The sequence below is a fragment of the Cryobacterium shii genome (genome assembly GCF_004402595.1).
Classification (GTDB): domain Bacteria; phylum Actinomycetota; class Actinomycetes; order Actinomycetales; family Microbacteriaceae; genus Cryobacterium; species Cryobacterium shii.
Genome location: NZ_SOFY01000011.1, coordinates 124,413 through 140,757, shown reverse-complemented (window position 1 = coordinate 140,757; position 16,345 = coordinate 124,413). Strand labels below are relative to the sequence as shown.

The window sequence follows — 16,345 nt, the reverse complement described above, 5'->3', positions numbered from 1 at the left end:
CGCGCCGCGCCGGCTGGCGGATGGCCCTTCTCCTGCTGGGCGGCATCGCCCTTTTGGCGGGGCTTGACGGGGCGCTGCTGCTGCTGGGCCTGCCGGCTCCGGTCGTCACCGCGCGGCTGGCCGATGTGCACGGACCCCTGATGGTCTTCGGCTTCGTGGGAAGCGTGGTCGTGCTCGAGCGGGCCGTCGCGATCCGGCGCGCCTGGGCCTTCCTGTCCCCGGCCTTCCTGGGCCTCGGCGGGCTGGCCCTCCTGTCGCCGCTGCCCGTCGTGATCGGGCAGCTCGCCTTCCTGGCCGGGTCGGCCATGCTGCTGCCGATCTACCGGGAGATCTGGCGGCGTCAGGCATCGACCGCCACGGCGGTGCAGTCGCTCGGGGCGCTGCTGGGCGTGAGCGCCACCGTGCTCTGGCTGGTGGGGGGTGCCCCGGTCCCGCACCTGGTGCCGGCCATGACGCTGTTCCTGGTGCTCACAATCGCGGGCGAACGCCTCGAACTCGCTCGCATCTCGCCCTCCGTCGACGAGCGGGCCGAATCCTGGCTGCTGGCCTCCGCACTCGTCCTGACCGGGGGCGTTCTCGTGGCGCTGGTCTGGCCCGGGATCGGCTATCCGATCCTCGGGCTCGGGATGCTGGCGGTCGTGGCCTGGCTGTTCCGGCACGATGTGGCGACCCGGCTCGTGCGCGGCGTGGGCCTGCCGCGCTACATTGCCGTGTGCCTCCTGGCCGGCTACGCCTGGCTGTTCGTGGTCGGCGCCGTCTGGGTTCTCGCCGGGCCGGCCTATTCCGGCCCGGCCTACGACGCCGTGCTGCATGCCGTCTTCCTGGGCTTCGTGATGTCGATGATCATGGCGCACGCGCCCACGATCCTGCCCGCGGTGCTGCGCCGGCCGCTGCCGTACCGGCCGGTGCTGTACGCGCCGGCACTGTTGCTGCACGCCTCGCTGGTGGTGCGCATCCTGCTCGGCGACGCGCGCGGCCTGCCTGAACTGGTGCAGTGGGGCGGCGTGGCCAACATCGCGGCGGTGCTGCTGTTCGTGGTGCTGGCCGTGGTGTCGGTGCTGCTCGGCGTGCCCGCCCGAAAGACAACAACGAAAGTGATCAGATGAGCCGTCGATTGTGGCACCTTCTCACCGGGCTGCTGGTGCCGGCCTGGCTGGTCCTCACCGTCGTGGCGGTGCTGTTCCACCGCTTCCTGCCGGTCGCGCCCTGGCTGATGGTGCACCTGTTGCTGCTGGGCGCGGTCAGCACCGCCATCCTCACCTGGAGCCAGCACTTCGCCGACACCCTGCTGCGGCGGAGCGCCCCGGGCGGCCGGGCCTCGATGGGCGTCCGGCTCCTGACCCACACCGTGGGCGCGGCGCTCGTCGTGGCCGGCATGGTCGGCGGCTGGTGGCCGCTCGTACTGGTCGGCGGCAGCCTGGTCGGGGCCAACGCCCTGCTGCATGCGGGCATCCTGTTCGCCCAGTCGCGCGGGTCGTTGCCGGCCCGCTTCGCGCCGCTCGTGCGCTACTACCTGGCGGCCGGCGTCGCCCTGTCGATCGGGGTGACCCTGGGCGTGCTGATGGCGCGCACCGACGAGGGGGAGCCCTTCGAGCGCCTCTTCGTCGCCCACATCGGTCTCAACCTGCTCGGCTGGGTCGGCCTGACCGTCATCGGCACGGTCGCCCTGCTCTGGCCGACCGTGCTGCACGCCCGGGTGCAGACCACGCGGGCATCGGCCCGCGGCACACTGCCGCTGCTCCTCGCCGGGCTCGCGGTGCTCGGCCTCGGCGCGCTGGCCGATCAACGTCTGGTCACCGCCCTCGGCGCCCTGCTCTACCTGGTCGGCCTCGGGCTGGTCCTGGTCGAGGCCGTGCGCCTGGGCCGCACGTCCCCGCCGACCACCTTCGCAAGCTGGAGCATCGGTGCCGCCCTGGCCTGGTTCTTCCTCTGCGTGGCCGGGTTCGGACTGCTCGTGGCGTTCGCTCCCAGCTGGGTCGCCGCGGCGGACCGGCTCGAGCAGCTCGTCCCCGTGTTCGCGGTCGGTTTCGCCGCGCAGATCCTGCTCGGTGCGCTGAGCTACCTGCTGCCGGTGGTGCTCGGCGGCGGCCCCCGGGTATCCCGCCCCACGGCCCGGGAGCTCGACCGTGGCGCGCTGTTCCGGGTGATCGTCGTCAACGGCGGCCTGGTGCTCTACCTGCTGCCGGTGCCCAGCCTGGTCAGGGTCACCCTCTCCCTGCTCGTCGTCGGCACCCTCGCATCCTTCCTGGTCTTGATGACCCGGGCGATGCGGGTGAACCGGCGCGTGCGCCGAGCCACGGATGCCTCGGCCTCGCCGATCCGACCGGCCGGCGGCCCCGCCGCGACCGGCGCGGAGCAGCCGCGCCGGACCGGCGCGACCGTCACGGCCGTCGGCGCCCTGCTCCTCGTCGTCACCCTCGGCGTCGCGATGGACCCGGCCGCCGCGGGGATGGCGAGCGGGGCGGCATCCGCCGGGGTCTCGGCCAGCGGCCACGCGACCGGGCACACGACCCGAGTGGACGTCAGGATGAAAGACACCCGTTTCAGCCCGGACCGGATCGAGATTCCGGCCGGCGACACCCTGGTGATCACCCTGACCAACGCCGACGACATGGTGCACAACCTCGTGCTCGCCACCGGCGTGGTCTCCGGTTCCGTCGCTCCGGGAACGAGCAAGGATGTCACCATCGGCGTCGTCGGAACGGATATCGACGGCTGGTGCTCGATCGCCGGGCACAAGCTGCTCGGCATGACCCTCACCGTCGTGGCCGTCGGCGCGGACCCTGCCGGGGACGCGGCCATGCCGGCGGGCCACGCCTCCGCCGGCGGGGAATCGTCGGCGGCGGACGACCTCGACCTGATGAAGAAGCCCGCGGCCGACTTCACGGCACGCGACGCCGTGCTGCCGCCGGTATCCGTGCAGACCGGGTCCACGCCGAACGGGTCCACGCCGACCGTGCACACACTGACCATGCGGGTGAAGAACGTCACCACCGAGGTGTCGCCCGGCGTCACCCAATCACTCTGGACGTTCAACGGCACGGCCCCCGGACCGACCCTGCACGGCCGGGTCGGCGACGTCTTCGACATCACGTTCGTCAACGACGGCTCGATCGAGCACTCGATCGACTTCCACGCCGGCGCTCTGGCGCCCGACAAGGCAATGCGCAGCATCGCACCGGGGCAGAGCCTGAGCTACCGGTTCACCGCCACCAGCTCGGGAATCTGGCTCTACCACTGCTCCACCATGCCCATGTCGGTGCACATCGCGAACGGCATGTTCGGTGCCGTCGTCATCGACCCGGCCGGACTGACCCCGGTCGACCGGGAATACGTCCTGGTGCAGTCCGAGCTCTACCTCGGCGCGCAGGGCGGCGAGGCCGACGCCGACAAGGTGGCGGCCCAGTTCCCCGATCTGGTGGTCTTCAACGGCATCGCCAACCAGTACGGTGCCCGGCCGCTGACCGCGAAAGTCGGGGAGCGGGTGCGCGTCTGGGTGCTCGACGCCGGCCCGAACGTGGGCAGCTCCTTCCACGTCGTCGGCGGCCAGTTCGACACCGTGTTCAAGGAGGGGGACTACCTGCTGCGCGACGGCGGCAGCACCGGAACCGGCGGTTCGCAGGTGCTCGACCTGGCCGCCGCCCAGGGTGGCTTCGTCGAGCTGACCTTCCCCGAGGCCGGCAGCTATCCCTTCGTCAGCCACGTCATGTCCGACGCCGAAAAGGGCGCTCGTGGCGTCTTCCAGGTCACGCCGTGAACGAATTCGACGGAGATTTTGGTCCCACAAGCGCAAAGCGGGCGGTTTCGGGCCCAAATCGGCAAAATCTCCGTCGAATTGGTTCAGGGGCGACCCGCGGGCACCGAGTTTGCGCCCAGGGGTATCGGTTTTGCCGGGTGGACAGGAGACTGGGCCGATGACGCCGTCGTCGAAACGCACGTCGAGCTACCGCACGCTCGCTTCGTTCAGCAGGATCAAACTGCTGCACTTTCTGCAGCAACGCGGAACCATGACGGTGGGCGACCTGGCCGAAGCCACCGGACTGCACCACAACACGGCCCGCGAGCACCTGCAGCGCCTGATCGGCGATGGTTTCGTCACCTGCCAGCCGGAAAGCAAGGACTCAAAGGGCCGTCCGCGGATGCTGTACAGCGCCGCCGCCGGCCCGGACCGCGCCGAGGGTTCGATCCGGGCGGCCAAGGCCCAGGCAGCCGAGCGCCACGGCGATCAGGTGCGACGGATGCTGCGGGTCGAGGCCGTCATCCACTCGCCGCTGCAACGGCAACTGGACGCCCTCGACGACCACCTCGACGGCACCGGCTTCGACGCGCGGCTCGCGATCGACGACGCCGACGGTGACCACGTTCACCTGCACGAGTGCCCGTACAGGGACATGGTCAAGGCACACCCCGAGGTCTGTCGGGTGCACTTCGGGCTGCTGAAGACACTGCTGGAGATGACCGAGGGCCCGCTAAGCGCCGACGCGCTGCACCCGCTGGTCGAACCGAACACCTGCATTCTCGACCTACACCGGTCCGACACTGAACCCGCCGAAGACGCACAGCCCCAGGAGCAGCACCGGCCCGCAATCATTTATCACGGCGTTTCTGACTTGTAGCGCCTTTTCCCGCCGGTGAGACTGGGCTGCGAGGGTGGTCGCTGACCGCAGTGACCCCGGGCAGTGCAAGGGGTACAGTGTGAAATCGCTCAAGAATTCCGCCTTTTCGAAGCCGGCCGCCACACCCGCGAAGCCCGGCATCGACGGCCCGATCGACGACACGATCCTGAAACTCGGGCGCTTCCTGCGCCGCGGCAAGGCCTCGCCCGACCTCCGCTCGGTGTTCCTCGAGGGCGGCCGCGACGCCGACTCGTTCTACCGCGACCGCTGGACCCACGACAAGGAGGTGCGGTCCACCCACGGCGTGAACTGCACCGGCTCCTGCTCCTGGAAGGTGTACGTCAAGGACGGCATCATCACCTGGGAGACCCAGCAGACCGACTACCCCTCCGTCGGCCCCGACTCGCCCGAATACGAGCCCCGCGGCTGCCCCCGCGGCGCCGCCTTCAGCTGGTACACCTACTCGCCGACCCGGGTGAAATACCCCTACGTGCGCGGCGTGCTGCTCGACCTCTACCGCCAGGCGAAGGCCCGCACCGGCGACCCGGTGCTCGCCTGGGCCGACGTCACCGGCAACCCCGAGTCCGCCCGCGCCTATAAGAGCGCCCGCGGCCAGGGCGGCCTGGTGCGCACCAGCTGGGACGAGGCATCCGAGATCGTCGCCGCCGCCCACGTGCACACCATCAAGAAGTACGGCCCGGATCGCATCGCCGGCTTCTCGCCGATCCCCGCCATGTCGATCGTCTCGCAGGGGGTGGGCAACCGGTTCATCTCCATGCTCGGCGGCACCATGCTCTCCTTCTACGACTGGTACGCCGACCTGCCCGTCGCCTCCCCGCAGGTGTTCGGCGACCAGACCGACGTGCCGGAGTCGGCCGACTGGTGGAACTCGTCCTACCTGATCATGTGGGGCTCCAACGTGCCGGTCACCCGCACCCCCGACGCGCACTTCATGGTCGAAGCCCGCTACAAGGGCCAGAAGGTCATCACCGTCTCGCCCGACTACGCCGACAACTCCAAGTTCGCCGACGAGTGGCTGGCGGTGCACCCCGGCACCGACGGCGCCCTCGCGCTGGCCATGGGCCACGTCGTGCTCAGGGAATTCCTGGTCGACCGCCGCACCCCCCGCTTCGTCGACTACATGAAGCGCTACAGCGACTCCGCCTACCTGATCGGTCTCACCAAGCGCGGCGACGCGTACGTTCCCGGCAAGTTCATGACCGCGGATGCCCTGCCCGGCCTGGCACCGACCGTCGCCAGCGCCGCGTTCAAGCCGGTGCTTCTGGGCCAGGACGGCCAGGTTGTCGTGCCCAACGGTTCGATCGGGCACCGGTTCTCCGAGACCGACGTGGGCAAGTGGAACCTCGACCTGGAGGGCGTCGACCCGCTGCTGTCGATCGCGGACGCACCCGACTACGACCAGGCATCCGTGGCCATCGACATGCCGCGGTTCGACGTGGCACCGGAGACCGACGAGGTCGGCGAGCAGCACGCGGGAGGCGCGGGCATCATCCGTCGCGGCGTGCCCGTGCGGATGGTGGCCGGCCAGCTGGTCACCACCGTGTTCGACCTGCTGCTCGCCCAGTACGGCGTCGGCCGGCCCGGCCTGCCGGGCGTCTGGCCCACCGGCTACGACGACGCGTCCTCGCCGGGCACCCCGGCCTGGCAGGAGGGCATCACGTCGGTGCCGATGCAGGCCGCCGAGCGGATCGGGCGGGAGTTCGCGCAGAACGCCGAGGACTCCGGTGGGCGCTCGATGATCCTGATGGGCGCCGGCACCAACCACTGGTTCCACTCCGACACCATCTACCGGGCCTTCCTCGCCCTGACCACCATGACCGGCTGCCAGGGCGTGAACGGCGGCGGCTGGGCGCACTACGTCGGCCAGGAGAAGGTACGCCCGCTCACCGGCTACGGCCAGTACGCGTTTGGCCTGGACTGGGTGCGGCCGCCCCGCCAGATGATCGGCACCGGCTTCTTCTACCTCGCCACCGACCAGTGGCGCTACGACGGACTGTCCGCCGACACCCTGTCCAGCCCGCTCGGGGCCGGCACGTTCAAGGACCGCACCACGGCCGACTGCCTGGTCGAGTCGACCAAGCGCGGCTGGATGCCCGGCTACCCCACCTTCAACCGCAATTCGCTCGACCTGGTCGACGACGCGGTCGCCGCGGGTGTGGACCCGGCCCAGTACGTGGTCGAGTCCCTCGGCGACGGCACGCTCGAATACGCGGTCGAAGACCCGGATGCGCCGGAGAACTTCCCGCGCATCCTGGACATCTGGCGGGCCAACGTGATCGGCTCCTCCGGCAAGGGCAACGAGTACTTCCTCAAGCATCTGCTCGGCACGAAGTCCGCGGTGCGGGCGCCCGAGTCGCCGCCGGAGAAGCGGCCGAAGACCATGAAATGGCACGAGACCGCGCCCGAGGGCAAGCTCGACCTGATGGTGACCAGCGACTTCCGCATGACGAGCACCACCATCTTCAGCGACGTGGTGCTGCCCCCGGCCACCTGGTATGAGAAGAACGACCTGTCCACGACGGACATGCACCCGTTCATCCACTCCTTCAACCCCGCGATCGCCCCGCCCTGGCAGGCCAAGACCGACTTCGACATCTTCCACCTCCTGGCGGAGAAGATCTCCGAAATGTCGGTCGAGCACCTCGGAGTTCGGAAGGACCTCGTCGCCGTGCCGCTGCTGCACGACACCCCGGATGCGATGAGCGCCCCCCACGGCATCGTCGAGTACGACCAGGTGCTGGTGCCCGGCGTGACCATGCCCAAGCTGGTCGTGGTCGAACGCGACTACCCGGCCTTCGCGGCCCGGCTCGGGGCCCTCGGGCCGCTGACCGAGAAGCTCGGGATGGTCACCAAGGGCGTCAAGTTCAACCCGGACGTCGAGGTCGCCTACCTCGGCCAGAAGAACGGCCTGGTCCAGAGCGGCCCCACCGCGGGACGGCCGCAGCTGAAGACCGCCATCCAGGCCTGTGAAATGGTGCTGGCCCTCTCCGGCACCACTAACGGCCGCCTCGGCACGCAGGGCTTCCGCCAGATGGAGGAGCGCACCGGAATGAAGCTGGCGCACCTGGCCAGCGACAACGAGGGCCGCCGCTTCTCCTACCCGGATGTCCAGGGCGCGCCGGTCCCGGTGCTCACCTCCCCGGAATGGTCCGGCAGCGAGCACGGCGGCCGACGCTACAGCGCGTTCACGATCAACGTGGAGCACCTCAAGCCGTGGCACACCCTGACCGGGCGGCAGCACTTCTACCTCGACCATGACTGGATGATCGAACTGGGGGAGCAGCTGCCGATCTTCCGGCCGCCGCTGGACATGCACCGCCTGTTCGACGACTCGATCGTGGGCTCGACCGCCGCGACCGGGGCGACCGGCTCGAAGGGCCGGGCCGAGGTGGCGGTGCGCTACCTGACGCCGCACTCGAAGTGGTCGATCCACTCCGAGTACCAGGACAACCTGATGATGCTCTCGCTGTCCCGCGGCGGCCCGACCATCTGGATGTCTCCGCTCGACGCCGACAAGATCGGCGTGCGCGACAACGAGTGGATCGAGTCCTACAACCGCAACGGCGTCGTCGTGGCCCGCGCCATCGTGTCGCACCGGATGCCGGAGGGCACCGTGTACATGTACCACGCGAAGGACCGCACCATCAACGTGCCGATCGCCGAGACCAGCGGCATGCGCGGTGGCACCAACAACTCCCTCACCCGCATCCTGCTCAAACCCAGCCACCTGATTGGCGGCTACGCCCAGCTGTCCTTCGCTTTCAACTACCTCGGCCCGACCGGGAACCAACGCGACGAGGTCACCGTGATCCGTCGACGCAGCCAGGAGGTTGAGTACTAAATGCGCGTAATGGCTCAAATGTCGATGATCATGAATCTCGACAAGTGCATCGGCTGCCACACCTGCTCGGTCACCTGCAAGCAGGTCTGGACCAACCGCACCGGCGTCGAGTACGTCTGGTTCAACAACGTGGAGACCAAGCCCGGCGTGGGCTACCCGCGCCGCTACGAGGACCAGGAGAAGTGGAAGGGCGGCTGGACGCGCAACAAGCGCGGACGCCTGAAGCTGCGCTCCGGCGGCCGGATCAAGCGCCTGGCCACCATCTTCAACAACCCGGACCTGCCCGTCATCGACGACTACTACGAGCCGTGGACCTACGACTACGACATGCTCACCAAGGCCCCGCTGAGCACCCAGAGCCCGGTGGCCCGGCCCAAATCCCTGCTGACCGGCCAGAACATGGACATCAAGTGGTCCGGCAACTGGGACGACAACCTCGGCGGCTCGCAGGAGACCGCGGCCGACGACCCCATCCTCGCCACCATGAGCGAGCACGTGAAGATGGAGTTCGAGAACACCTTCATGTTCTACCTGCCGCGCATCTGCGAGCACTGTCTGAACCCCGCCTGCGTCGCCGCCTGCCCCTCGGGCGCGATGTACAAGCGCGAAGAAGACGGCATCGTGCTCGTCGATGAAGACGGATGCCGCGGCTGGCGCATGTGCGTCTCCGCCTGCCCCTACAAGAAGGTCTACTTCAACCACAAGACCGGCAAAGCGGAGAAGTGCACTCTCTGCTACCCGTTGATCGAGCAGGGCAAGCCCACCATCTGCTCCGAGACCTGCGTCGGCCGGCTGCGCTACCTGGGCCTGATGCTCTACGACGCCGACGCGGTCCTCGCGCAGGCCTCGGTCGAGAACGAGCACGACCTGCTGGATGCCCAGCGCGCCTGCTTCCTCGACCCGTTTGACCCGGAGGTGATCGCCGCGGCGAAGGCGGAGGGCATGGAGGACGACTGGATCCTCGCCGCCCAGAACAGCCCCATCTACAAGCTCATCTCCGAGTACAAGGTGGCCCTGCCGCTGCACCCGGAGTACCGCACCATGCCCATGGTCTGGTACATCCCGCCGCTGTCCCCGGTGGTCGACGTCATCTCGACCACCAACAACGACGGCGAGGATGCCCGCACCCTGTTCGCCGCCATCGACAAGCTCCGCATCCCGGTGGAGTACCTGGCCGGCCTGTTCTCGGCCGGGGACGTCGTTCCGGTCGAGTCCTCCCTGCGCAAGCTCGCCGCGATGCGGTCCTACATGCGCGACATCAACCTGGGGCGCCCCCGCGACGAGTCGATCCCGGCCGCGGTCGGCATGACCGGCACCGAGATCGAGGCGATGTACCGCCTGCTGGCGATCGCCAAGTACGAGGACCGCTACGTCATCCCGAAGGCGCACGTCGAGACGGCGCGCGAGCTGGAGGAACTCGCCTGCTCGCTCGACACCGACGGCGGCCCCGGCATGGGCGGGCCCACCGCGGCCACGGCGGCGGGCCCCTACGGGAAGACCCCGGGCATGCCTTTGAACGCGACCGTCGACAACTACAACGAGATGGTCGGCAAGGGCGGGGAACGCACCCGGCCCACCACGCCGGGCCGGGTCAACCTGCTCAACTGGACCGGCGGAGGCGTGCCGAAGGGCATGTTCCCGCCCAGAACCGCCGACGGCGCCCCCGGGAGCCCCGCATGAGGCTGCCGAAGCTGCCGGTCCGCAAGGTGACAGCCCTGCCGTTGTCCGCGGAGGACGGCCGGATGGCGCACATGGCGGCGTCGATCCTGCTGGACTACCCCAGCGAGGAGCGCCGGGCGCGCTTTTCGGCCGTGGCCGCGTCGGTGACGCTGCTGCCGGATCCGCTCCGCCACGCCTTCGAGGCGTTCCTGACGGCGGCGGATGCGATGAGCCAGCAGGAGCTGGAGATCCACTTCACGGCCACGTTCGACCTCAAGCGCAAGTGCTGTCCGTACCTGAGCTACTACGCGGCGGGGGACACTCGCCGGCGCGGAATGGCGCTGGTGCGCTTCGTCGAGGCCTACCGCGCGGCCGGCTGGGAGGTGGCGGCGGACGAACTGCCCGACTACCTGCCGATGGTGCTGGAATTCTCGGCCCTCAGCGAGTCGCCGATCGCCCAGGAGTTGCTCGCCGCCCACCGCGACGGCATCGAGGTGCTCCGCACGGCCCTCGAGGCGGTGCCGAGCCCCTACGCGCACGTCGTGGAGGTGGTGTCCCTGTCGCTGCCGAAGATCGACGAGGAAACCCGTCAGCGCTACCTGGACCTCGTCAACGAGGGACCGCCCACCGAGACGGTCGGCATGACCTTTCTCGGCAATCTCAAACCGTTCTCGCCGTCCGCCGCGAACAGTGAGGACGTACGGGTATGACCCCGCTCGACATTCTGCTCTGGGTGGCGTTCCCCTACGCCGCGGCCGTCGTCTTCATCGTCGGCCACCTGCTGCGCTACCGGTTCGACCAGTTCGGCTGGACGTCCCGGTCGAGCCAGACCTACGAGAACAAGTGGCTGCGCTGGGGCTCGCCGATGTTCCACTACGGCATCCTGATGGTCTTCGGCGGCCACCTCGTGGGCCTGTTCATCCCCAAGCCCTGGCTCGAGTTATTCGGCGTCACCGAGCATTTGTACCACCTGGGGGCCACCTGGCTGGGCAGCATCGCGGCGGTGCTGACCATCGCGGGCCTGGTCATCCTGCTGGTTCGTCGGCGCCTGGTCGCCCGGGTCAAACTGGTCACGACCGCGATGGACAAGGTGATGTACCTCTTCCTCGCCGGCACCATCGCCTTCGGCACCACGGCCACGGTGCTCTACCAGGTGCTCGGCGCCGGCTACGACTACCGCGGGTCGATCTCGCCCTGGCTCCGCAGCCTCTACGGTTTCCAGCCGGACCCGTCGCTGATGAGCGGCGTGCCGTTCTTCTTCCAGCTGCACGTGCTCTCGGCGACGGCCCTGTTCCTGCTGTGGCCGTTCAGTCGCCTGGTGCACGTCTTCTCGGCGCCGCTCGGCTACTTCGTGCGGCCCTACATCGTCTACCGTTCGCGGGACGGCCACCGCGGCGCGGGTGCAGTGAAGGCCCGCCGCGGCTGGGAGAAGAGCGAGCTGCCACGCGGCACCCGCCATCGGGAGGGCAGTCGCCGTTAGCCGCCCGGCCCGGAGACATTGACGCCGGCGCGCGGCCGGGCAATCGTGGAGATGTTCTCACCCGCCGATTGCAGTGCAGCCGAAAGGTCTCCGATCATGACCGCGCCCAAAGCGCAGCACCTCAGCGTCGAGGAGCGGAAAGCCCGCGGCAGGAGCGCGCGGGAGCGCACGCCCCTCACCAGTCATCGGGGCTGGGTTCCCGCCGCCGACCGGCCGGACCCGCCGTCGCTGCTCGAGGCTCAGAACACCACCAGGGAGCAGGACCTGGTGCCGGTTCGGCACGACCGGATGCTGGTTTCCCCCTTCACCTTCTACCGCGGTGCGGCCAAGATCATGGCGACCGACCTCACGGACACGCCCCGGGCGGGCCTGATCGCCCAGCAATGCGGTGACGCCCACCTCTCCAATTTCGGCGTGTTCGTGTCACCCGAGCGGCTGCTCCTCTTCGACCTCAACGACTTCGATGAGACGCTCCCCGGTCCGTTCGAGTACGACGTGCTGCGGATGACCGCCAGTTTCACGATCGCAGCCCGAAACAACGGCTTCAGCGCGTCCGGCGCCCGGGATGTGACCCTCGCGGCGGTCCGTGCGTATCGAGAGGCCATGGCCTCGTTCGCCCAGATGCGCACCATGGACATCTGGTACGCCCGGTTGTCACAGGAGGACCTGACGAAGGTCCTCCAACAGTCCGTGGGCGCCGGGACAGGCAAGCAGCGGAAACTGAACCGGACCATCGAGAAGACAATGCAGCGCAACTCGGCGAAGGCCCGCACCAGGGATAGCCTGCAGGCTCTCTCCAAACTCGCCGAGTTCGACAACGGGCAGTACCGGATCGTGAGTCAGCCGCCGATCGTCATCCCCGCCCGAGGGCTCCTCGACGCGTTCGGGATGTCAGCCGAGGAGACCCGGCGCGCTATCCTCGACCAGTTGCGCGCCTACCGGGTCACCCTTCCGGACGACCGCCGTCATCTGCTCGAGCAGTTCCAGCTGGTCGACGTGGCCCGCAAGGTGGTGGGTGTCGGCAGTGTCGGCACCCGCTCCTTCATCGCCCTGCTCCAGGGGCGAGATGAACAGGACCCGCTCTTCCTGCAGATCAAGGAGGCCACGGCATCCGTTCTGGAAGACCACCTGCCGAAGAGTCGTTACAAGCAACCGGGGGAGCGGGTCGTGCAGGGCCAACGGCTGATGCAGGCCGCCAGTGACATCTACCTGGGCTGGACGAAGGGCGTGCAGGAGAACCGCTTCATGTACTGGCGGCAGCTGCGCGACATGAAGGGGTCTGCCGAGGTCGAATCGCTGAAACCGGCCGGCCTGTCGCTGTACGCCCACGCCTGCGGCTGGACGCTCGCCCGGGCGTACGCCCGCTCGGGCGTACGCCCGCTCGGGCGACCCGATCGCGATCGCGGCCTACCTCGGCAAGAGCGACAAGTTCGATAAATCGGTCACCGATTTCTCCGAGCGCTACGCCGACCAGAACGACCGGGACTACGCCCTGTTCGCCGGGGCGGTCGGTTCCGGCCGCCTGCAGGCAATCGAAGGCGTCTAGTTCTTCGCCGAACCGTGAGAAAAGACCCGGTAAATCGAAAAAATAGGGGCGAGACTCACGGTTCGGCGCGATAGCGGACGAAGACGACGCCGTTGCCGAAACGGCGGTCGGCGAGCAGCTGCAGCGGCACGCGCACTCCGTTCGGGAAGTGGGAGTGGCCGCCGCCGAGCATGATCGGCGAGACGAGCAGCCGGAACTCGTCCACCAGGCCGGCCCGGATCATCCGTGCGGCCAGGTCGGGCCCCCCACGTAGCCGTCGAGCGACGTGATCCCGGTGTAGACGAGTCTGGCCAAGATGCTGTCCCTTCGTTTCGACCCGTTGTGCAGCGACCCGCCGCGCGGGCTACTGAGGGAAGGCTGCACGTCGTGGCGAGGTACGGCTCCCCGTGCTTAGCATTGCGAGAGTACGGGCTCACACACGTGCCTGCCCGGTGACGCCCACAAGGAGAACCATGTTCGAAGCGCTGCTCGACACCATCGCCGGTCTGCCCGTTCACCCCCTCATCGTGCACGCCACCGAGGTCGTCGTTCCCACTGCAGCCCTTGTCATCGTCGTTGCCGCCCTGTGGCCCCGCTTCCGCAAGTGGGCCAGATTCCTTCCGCTGCTGCTGGCCCTGGCCGCCGTCGTTCTCGTGCCGTTGTCGACCCAGTCCGGCGAAGCACTCGAGGAGCGGGTCTCCGAGAGCGCCCTGATCGAGACGCACGCCGACCTGGCCGAGGGCCTGCTGCCGTGGGTGATCGGTCTGGCCGTGGTCGCCGGCGTGCTGCTCTGGTGGAACTACCGGGAGATCTTCGGCCGGGGCTCCACGCGCCGCGCCCCGAGGTGGGTCGCCATCGTCCTGGCCGCGGCCGCCCTGCTCGCCTCCACCGGCACCACCGTGCAGGCCATCCGCATCGGCCACAGCGGCGCGACCGCCGTCTGGTCCGATGACATGGGCACACCGGCGCCCGCCGGCAACAAGGACTGAGCCGGCACTGGCCGTTCCGCGGCCGTCAGACGTTCCCCAGCCTCCAGCGGCGACCGGGTCATCCGTTCGCCGCTGGAGGCTTCTTTCCAGGTACTCAGACACCCATGTGCTCTGAGACTTACTGGGTGTCCGCGGAGGTGAGGCCGCTGGAGACTTCGTGCGCCCACTCGACGGCCCGCTCGAGCTCGCCGTCCACGAGCGGGCCGGCGTAGCCGTGCACGTGGAAGCTCATCTGCTTGACCACGATCTCGAAGCCGAGGCTCTTCAACTCCTGCTTCGCCGCCCGGGCCGCTGAGCCCGGCAGGCGCGGCGCGTTCGCGCGGGTGTCGAAGGTCGCGGCCTTGACACCCGTCACCGGGGCGAGGCCGTCCAGCCATTCCCGGATGCCTCGAGTCGGCAACCGGGGCGCCTCATGCTGGTTCACGGCATCCTGCCGGGTGTTCGGCCGGCTCATCGAGAAGGCGTGCGTCGGGCCGCCGACCAGCAGGAGGTCGTAGCCGTCGGCCGACGCTGGAGCGCTGTCGGTGTCGACGACCTCCACCTCCATGGTGGTGCCGAGTTCGGCGGCGATCGCACGCGCGACCTGCTCGGTGTTGCCCCATTGGGATTCGTAGACCACGAGTGCTCGCATGACGTCCTCCGTTTTTTGCCCAGAATACGTCGATGGTGCCGCCGAGGGAACCGCGGCAGCCGGCCGCCCCCGGCCGCCGCCCCCGGCGCGGAACCAATTCGACGGAGATTTTGCTGTAAAAGCGCGTCTTCGGGGTATCTGGGGCCGATTCGGGCAGAATCTCCGTCGAATTCGTTAGGGCGCGGCGCGGCGCGGTCAGCTGGGGAAGGGAGCGCCCTTGCGGGCGTAGTAGAACCAAACGAGCCAGGTGCAGAAGACGCAGAACACGGTGCAGCCGATGAAGAACGCGGTCGGGCTGATGGCCGTGAGCGAGATGCCGACGATGAACGGGCCGAAGGCCGCGATCGCGGAGGTCCAGGCGATGGCGCCGCCGGCCTGTCGCTTAGGGAAGATCATCGGCATCTGCTTGAACGTGCCGGCGTTGGCCAGTCCCGCGAAGAAGAAGATCACGATCATGCCGGCGAGGAAGCCCCAGAACTCGTCCACGCTGGTCGGGGTGAGGAAGAAGGACGTGAACGCGGTTCCCGCCACCATGCCGAGGCCGCCGACGAAGGTGAAGATCGCGCCGCCCCACCGGTCGCAGAACGGCCCGCTGGCCGCGCGCACCAGGGCGCCCACGACGGGGCCGATGAACGCGAACGCGAGCGGGTTCGGGGCATCCGGGAAGTCGCCGTAGACGTTGAGGATGATCAGGCCCATCTGGGCGGCCAGGCCGCTGTAGGCGCCGAAGCTCATCAGGTAGATGGCCGTCATGATCCAGGTGTGCTTGACCCCGAAGATGTCCATCTGCTGGCGGAAGTTGGCCGTGACCGGCACCCGCCGCAGGTACACGACCGAGAGCACGACGGCGAGCAGCGCCCAGGGGATGAGCACCAGGCCGCCGTTGTGCAGCCAGACCAGGTCGCCCGCGGCGCTGCTCTGCGGGGTGAGGGCCGCCGTGCCGAGGAGGCCGAAGCCCACGACCCAGGGCAGCAGCAGCTGCATCAGGCCGATGCCGAAGTTGCCGAGGCCGGCCTGCAGGCCGAGCGCGGTGCCGGCGAGGCGTTTGGGAAAGAAATAGCTGGTGGATGCCATGAAGCCGGAGAACGTGCCGCCGCCGATTCCGGCCGAGAAGGACAGCGCGAGCAGCACCCAGTACGGGGTGGAGGTGTCGCGGGCGGCGAGGGTCCAGCCGATCATGGGCAGTACGAGCAGGGCCGAGGACATGGCCACGAGGGCCCGGGTGCCCATCATCGGCGGCAGGAACATGAAGACCAGGCGCAGCAGGCCGCCGGCGAGTCCGGGCAGGGCCACCAGCCAGTACAGCTGGCCGGGAGTCAGCGAGTAGCCGATGTCGTTCAGGCGCGGGGCGATCGCGCTGACGAGGTACCAGGTGGCGAAACTGAGCGTCAGGCTGAAGGTGGTGATCCAGAGGGTGCGCCAGGCGAGCTTCGGATCCCAGGTCTCGTCGTGTTCCGGGTCCCAGTTCGACAGGTCCGGTTGGAGGTTCGCGGCGTACTGCGTGGGCGGTGCGACAGACATGTTCTTCCTTCGTCCGAGTGCGCTGCCGGGCGCCAAAGGCCCGCATAGCTACCACCTTGACC

12 protein-coding genes and 1 pseudogene are annotated in these 16,345 nt (G+C 68.8%); 10 read left to right on the top strand and 3 right to left on the bottom strand.

Annotation, left to right across the window (positions count from 1 at the left end; translation table 11 throughout):
- The first annotated feature begins 20 nt into the window (after positions 1-20).
- From E3O49_RS02415 to E3O49_RS16950, 9 genes are all read left to right on the top strand, one after another.
- Entirely contained in the window at positions 21-1,106 is a 1,086-nt protein-coding gene (locus tag E3O49_RS02415; protein ID WP_134450935.1) for a hypothetical protein, read from the top strand.
- Complete coding sequence (locus tag E3O49_RS02410) at positions 1,103-3,757, top strand: multicopper oxidase domain-containing protein (RefSeq protein ID WP_134402489.1); 2,655 nt, start codon at positions 1,103-1,105, stop codon at positions 3,755-3,757. The genes E3O49_RS02415 and E3O49_RS02410 overlap by 4 nt, the downstream gene beginning before the upstream one ends.
- A gap of 157 nt (positions 3,758-3,914) precedes the next feature.
- Positions 3,915-4,616: a helix-turn-helix transcriptional regulator gene (locus tag E3O49_RS02405; protein WP_134404336.1), complete on the top strand. Its 702-nt coding sequence runs from the start codon at positions 3,915-3,917 to the stop codon at positions 4,614-4,616.
- Positions 4,617-4,695: 79 nt separating this feature from the next.
- On the top strand, positions 4,696-8,478 hold the full coding sequence (locus tag E3O49_RS02400) for a nitrate reductase subunit alpha (protein WP_134450933.1): 3,783 nt from the start codon (positions 4,696-4,698) through the stop codon (positions 8,476-8,478).
- Positions 8,479-10,158 (top strand): nitrate reductase subunit beta, encoded by a 1,680-nt coding sequence (narH, locus tag E3O49_RS02395; protein WP_134402491.1) that lies wholly within the window; start codon positions 8,479-8,481, stop codon positions 10,156-10,158. It abuts the gene before it with no gap.
- Positions 10,155-10,847, top strand: a complete 693-nt coding sequence (gene narJ / locus E3O49_RS02390) for a nitrate reductase molybdenum cofactor assembly chaperone (RefSeq protein ID WP_134366243.1) — start codon at positions 10,155-10,157, stop codon at positions 10,845-10,847. Before narH ends, narJ begins: the two co-directional genes overlap by 4 nt.
- Entirely contained in the window at positions 10,844-11,617 is a 774-nt protein-coding gene (narI, locus tag E3O49_RS02385) for a respiratory nitrate reductase subunit gamma (RefSeq protein ID WP_134366242.1), read from the top strand. Before narJ ends, narI begins: the two co-directional genes overlap by 4 nt.
- A gap of 96 nt (positions 11,618-11,713) precedes the next feature.
- Positions 11,714-13,054, top strand: coding sequence for a DUF2252 domain-containing protein (locus tag E3O49_RS02380; RefSeq protein ID WP_241975817.1), 1,341 nt, complete (start codon positions 11,714-11,716; stop codon positions 13,052-13,054).
- The gene (locus E3O49_RS16950) at positions 13,011-13,163 is read left to right on the top strand and encodes a DUF2252 family protein (RefSeq protein ID WP_241978679.1); all 153 of its coding nucleotides are present in this window, start codon (positions 13,011-13,013) and stop codon (positions 13,161-13,163) included. Before E3O49_RS02380 ends, E3O49_RS16950 begins: the two co-directional genes overlap by 44 nt.
- 55 nt (positions 13,164-13,218) lie before the next feature.
- Here the strand turns inward: E3O49_RS16950 and E3O49_RS02375 are convergent.
- A pseudogene (locus tag E3O49_RS02375) lies at positions 13,219-13,404 on the bottom strand (dihydrofolate reductase family protein); the annotation flags it as partial.
- Between the two features lie 211 nt (positions 13,405-13,615).
- On the opposite strand from E3O49_RS02375, the gene E3O49_RS02370 reads away from it, so the two are divergent.
- On the top strand, positions 13,616-14,131 hold the full coding sequence (locus E3O49_RS02370) for a DUF2231 domain-containing protein (protein WP_198416872.1): 516 nt from the start codon (positions 13,616-13,618) through the stop codon (positions 14,129-14,131).
- A gap of 118 nt (positions 14,132-14,249) precedes the next feature.
- Here E3O49_RS02370 and E3O49_RS02365 read toward each other — a convergent pair whose 3' ends face one another.
- Positions 14,250-14,762 (bottom strand): flavodoxin family protein, encoded by a 513-nt coding sequence (locus E3O49_RS02365; RefSeq protein ID WP_134366240.1) that lies wholly within the window; start codon positions 14,760-14,762, stop codon positions 14,250-14,252.
- Positions 14,763-14,957: 195 nt separating this feature from the next.
- The gene (locus tag E3O49_RS02360) at positions 14,958-16,283 is read right to left on the bottom strand and encodes an MFS transporter (protein WP_134366239.1); all 1,326 of its coding nucleotides are present in this window, start codon (positions 16,281-16,283) and stop codon (positions 14,958-14,960) included.
- Between the last annotated feature and the right edge of the window lie 62 nt (positions 16,284-16,345).

Excerpts from the sequence above, each read along its gene's own strand:
- E3O49_RS02415 (WP_134450935.1), top strand. The coding sequence starts at position 21 with ATGGCCCTTCTCCTGCTGGGCGGCATCGCCCTTTTGGCGGGGCTTGAC.
- E3O49_RS02410 (WP_134402489.1), top strand. The coding sequence starts at position 1,103 with ATGAGCCGTCGATTGTGGCACCTTCTCACCGGGCTGCTGGTGCCGGCC.
- E3O49_RS02405 (WP_134404336.1), top strand. The coding sequence starts at position 3,915 with ATGACGCCGTCGTCGAAACGCACGTCGAGCTACCGCACGCTCGCTTCG.
- narH (WP_134402491.1), top strand. The coding sequence starts at position 8,479 with ATGCGCGTAATGGCTCAAATGTCGATGATCATGAATCTCGACAAGTGC.
- narJ (WP_134366243.1), top strand. The coding sequence starts at position 10,155 with ATGAGGCTGCCGAAGCTGCCGGTCCGCAAGGTGACAGCCCTGCCGTTG.
- narI (WP_134366242.1), top strand. The coding sequence starts at position 10,844 with ATGACCCCGCTCGACATTCTGCTCTGGGTGGCGTTCCCCTACGCCGCG.
- E3O49_RS02380 (WP_241975817.1), top strand. The coding sequence starts at position 11,714 with ATGACCGCGCCCAAAGCGCAGCACCTCAGCGTCGAGGAGCGGAAAGCC.
- E3O49_RS02370 (WP_198416872.1), top strand. The coding sequence starts at position 13,616 with ATGTTCGAAGCGCTGCTCGACACCATCGCCGGTCTGCCCGTTCACCCC.
- E3O49_RS02365 (WP_134366240.1), bottom strand. The coding sequence starts at position 14,762 with ATGCGAGCACTCGTGGTCTACGAATCCCAATGGGGCAACACCGAGCAG.
- E3O49_RS02360 (WP_134366239.1), bottom strand. The coding sequence starts at position 16,283 with ATGTCTGTCGCACCGCCCACGCAGTACGCCGCGAACCTCCAACCGGAC.